Below are 3,043 nucleotides of genomic sequence, written 5' to 3' on the forward strand. Positions count from 1 at the left end.
GTCCGACGTGGTCGCGAGCTTCAGCTTCGGCTGGTCGGCGGTGCGCCGCTTCATCACGCAGCGTTTCGACGCGGCGCAGAAGATCGGCGCGGTGCGGGCCCCGGTGCTGGTGGTGCATGGCGACGACGACCAGCTGATCCCGCATGCACTGGGTCGCGCGCTGTACGACGCGGCGGTGTCGGCCAAGCGCTTCGTGCTGGTGCCGGGCGGGTCGCACCACGACACGCATGCGGTCGGCGAAGCGCCGATGCGGCAGGCGCTGTCGGAGTTGTTCGGGCTGCCGGCCTGACACCGGCCGAGCCTACAAGCGCATTCGCGACGCAGGCGTGGAAGAGCCATCCTTGAAAGTCAGGAACCAGACTTCAGCGGCAAGCTCTTGGTCCGCACATCGCTCGGGGCAAATGACTTTCAGCATCTTTGTCCCCTCCTCGGTGGTCTGAATCCAGTTCTCGAACTGCTTTGCAGAAGATGACTCCGTGGGGTGTCCGATGGCACTGCGTATCTCGCCAAGAGTCTTCCCTTGGAAGCTCATGGCCCATGACTGCGGAATCTCGGCCGGCTGCGGCGAGTCGCATCCGCCGAGCTGAATCAGAGTAAGTCCCATCAGAACCCAGACTGTCACGTCGAAGCACGGCGCTACTTCAATGTCAGCCATCGCCTGCTTCCTCACCACCGTCGCCTGGTGTCTTCAAGCGGGCCAGATTCTCAGTTGAACGCCTTGCGTTCTTCCTCACCTGAATGGCCCTGGATTCCTGCAACAGGATCGATCCATTGGGACCAAAGGGCGAACCATCCAACGCCTTCAACCTGCCGCCGCCTATTGACTCCAGGTTCACCGGGAAAGACTGCAGAAACTCAAGTCCGGCGAGCAACGCCTCCATCTCATCGGACCCGGTGATCTCGGTCGTGAGATCGGGATCGTCGCAGGTCAGGACCAAGCACCCCGCTCTACCCTTTGCCTCTTCGGCTTCCGCTTCGGCGTACGGTGCGCTGATGGCCACGTGGATCGGCATCTCGTAGCCGGTTGGTCCGACGAAGATGAGATTGCGAGAGGCGATGGGAAAAAATCGGGGGATTGGATCCAGGGCTATACGAGCTTGTTCATGGAGGCACCGGCTCTCTTGAAGGGCACCTCGCATCAATCTTCCAGGTCCGGGAACTGCCGATAGAGCTGCACGTTGACTTGCATTTCGATGGACCCAATAGCCAGCCCGACGCCCTTCTTCACCTGCTCAAACTCGTGGCTGGGGATCTCGTCCTTGACAATGTCCAGAATCGAAGCGAGTTCCTCGACAGCGGCAAGTGCTTTCCCCTTGATCCTGACTGCTAGATCTCTGTTCATCGTCTCTCCTTCAATCGGGTAGCAAACCGGAATGTCCCCTGTCAAACATGCAACGTCGAAAGCAACGGCGATAGTCCGATGACTGGAGGTCTTTGGGGCAAGTGTCCAGCAGATGCTTGCAATTCTCGAAACATGCGGCGCCGTCCCTTTCGTACTTGTCGCGTGGTGAATCACCGCCTTCAGGTTGTGTGGGCCAACTGGGTCCGATCTTCGGCTGTATTGCCCACCAAGTCCCACCGATGAGTGCCAAGTCTGCCAAGCCCGCACCGAGACTCGGGCCTAGCAACACGACGAAAAAGAGGCGTCCGTCGGGATCGACCTGCGTCAGCGGGTTTCCGCCAGCGTACGTGTACGTCGACAAGCTCCTGCCCGCCAGCCCGATCGGATCACTCTGCGTGTAGTCCCCGCCCTCCCTGCGGTAGTAGCGGTTCCAGTTGTAGAACAGCCCCGATTCCTCATCTGCATACTGCCCCGGGAAGCGCAGATTGAAGGTGAAGTCTCCCAATCCCGCTGGGTTGGTCGGCGGCGCGGTGGTGCCGAAGGGCTCGGCCATCCAGCTCCAGCGCTGCCGGCCTTCGCGGTCRACCACCACGCGCGGCGTGTTCTGGTGGTCGGTGTGGATGAAGTGGACCAGCGGTGCGCCCGCCGAGTCCGTGGGAGCAGGCATGAACACCGCGACCGGCACGTCGTCCAGCCACACATATTCGCGGATGGCCCGGCCTTGCTGGTCGTACTCGCCGAGCAGCTGGCCCTGTGGGTCGTACACGAAGATGACGGTGCTCTGCGGCCCCGCGTTCGTGAACTTGCGGATGCGCCGCCGCTCGGTGTCGTAGCTGTAGCGCGCGCTCATCCCGCCGCGCGACAGCACCGCCAGCTGCCCCGGCAGGTCGTAGCCCGCGGTGTAGCCTGCGCTGTCGCTGGTCGTGTTGCCGGCTTCGTCGTAGCCGAAGCTGCGCGCCGGGTTGGTCATCGCCAGCAACCGGTTGCTGGTCGCTTCGGTGATGTAGGTGCTCGGCACCCCGCTCAGGCTCAGCTCACGGCGGTTGCCGTTCGGATCGTGGGCGATCGCCCAGCTGCTCGTCGCGGTGACCACGCTCGTCAGCCGGCTGTTCGCGTCGTAGCCGAAGCTCTGGTCGAATGCCGGCCGCGGTGTGCCATCCGGTGCCAGGTGCGTGAACGAGACGATCCGGTCCGCCTCGTCGTAGCGGATGTCGCGGAACAGGTCGCCGATGCGCATCCGCACGATGCGCCCATCCAGATCCGTCACGCGTTCATGCGCCTGCGCGCCGCCAGCCATCGCCCACTGCCAGCTTTCGACCGGGCCGAAGGGCTGGTACTTCACCTGGTCGATCAGCGGCAAGGGCTCGCTCACGCCATTCTTCGCCAACGCGATCGACACCACGTGCGCCCCGTTCCAGCGAAGCACGAGCCTGCGCCCCGACGGATAGGTGATACCGGTCAAGCGCCCGAGCGTGTACTCGTAGCCGACCACCGTCGTGACCGTCGCGCTGTTGGCCCCGCTCGCCGGGCTCACGCGCTGCGTGCTCGCGACGACCTCGCCCCATTCGTTGTACGTGTACTGCGTCGATCCGCCCGGAAAGAGGGTCGAGGTCAGCCGCCCGATGCCGAAGCTGAAGCCCGGTCCGGTCTGGCTGTGGTTCCAGACGAGCAGCGCGTCCGGCTGCCCTTCCTTCAGGTACT

General features: G+C 63.5%; 5 protein-coding genes. 1 reads left to right on the forward strand and 4 read right to left on the reverse strand.

The features are described from left to right. Positions 1-289: alpha/beta hydrolase (locus AC1D12_RS29475; protein ID WP_477844732.1), on the forward strand; the 289-nt coding region annotated here is incomplete at its 5' end. A gap of 12 nt (positions 290-301) precedes the next feature. Here the strand turns inward: AC1D12_RS29475 and AC1D12_RS29480 are convergent. The 4 genes from AC1D12_RS29480 to AC1D12_RS29495 all read right to left on the reverse strand — a co-directional run. After that, positions 302-655, reverse strand: a complete 354-nt coding sequence (locus tag AC1D12_RS29480; RefSeq protein WP_477844734.1) for a hypothetical protein — start codon at positions 653-655, stop codon at positions 302-304. Beyond that, the gene (locus tag AC1D12_RS29485; RefSeq protein ID WP_477829642.1) at positions 648-1,013 is read right to left on the reverse strand and encodes a hypothetical protein; all 366 of its coding nucleotides are present in this window, start codon (positions 1,011-1,013) and stop codon (positions 648-650) included. Before AC1D12_RS29485 ends, AC1D12_RS29480 begins: the two co-directional genes overlap by 8 nt. A gap of 125 nt (positions 1,014-1,138) precedes the next feature. Continuing rightward, complete coding sequence (locus tag AC1D12_RS29490) at positions 1,139-1,342, reverse strand: hypothetical protein (RefSeq protein ID WP_477844736.1); 204 nt, start codon at positions 1,340-1,342, stop codon at positions 1,139-1,141. A gap of 10 nt (positions 1,343-1,352) precedes the next feature. Continuing rightward, positions 1,353-3,043 (reverse strand): RHS repeat domain-containing protein (locus AC1D12_RS29495; protein ID WP_477844738.1); only part of this gene is annotated, 1,691 nt, incomplete at its 5' end.

It is taken from the genome of Rhizobacter sp. P1_G5, assembly GCF_056405435.1.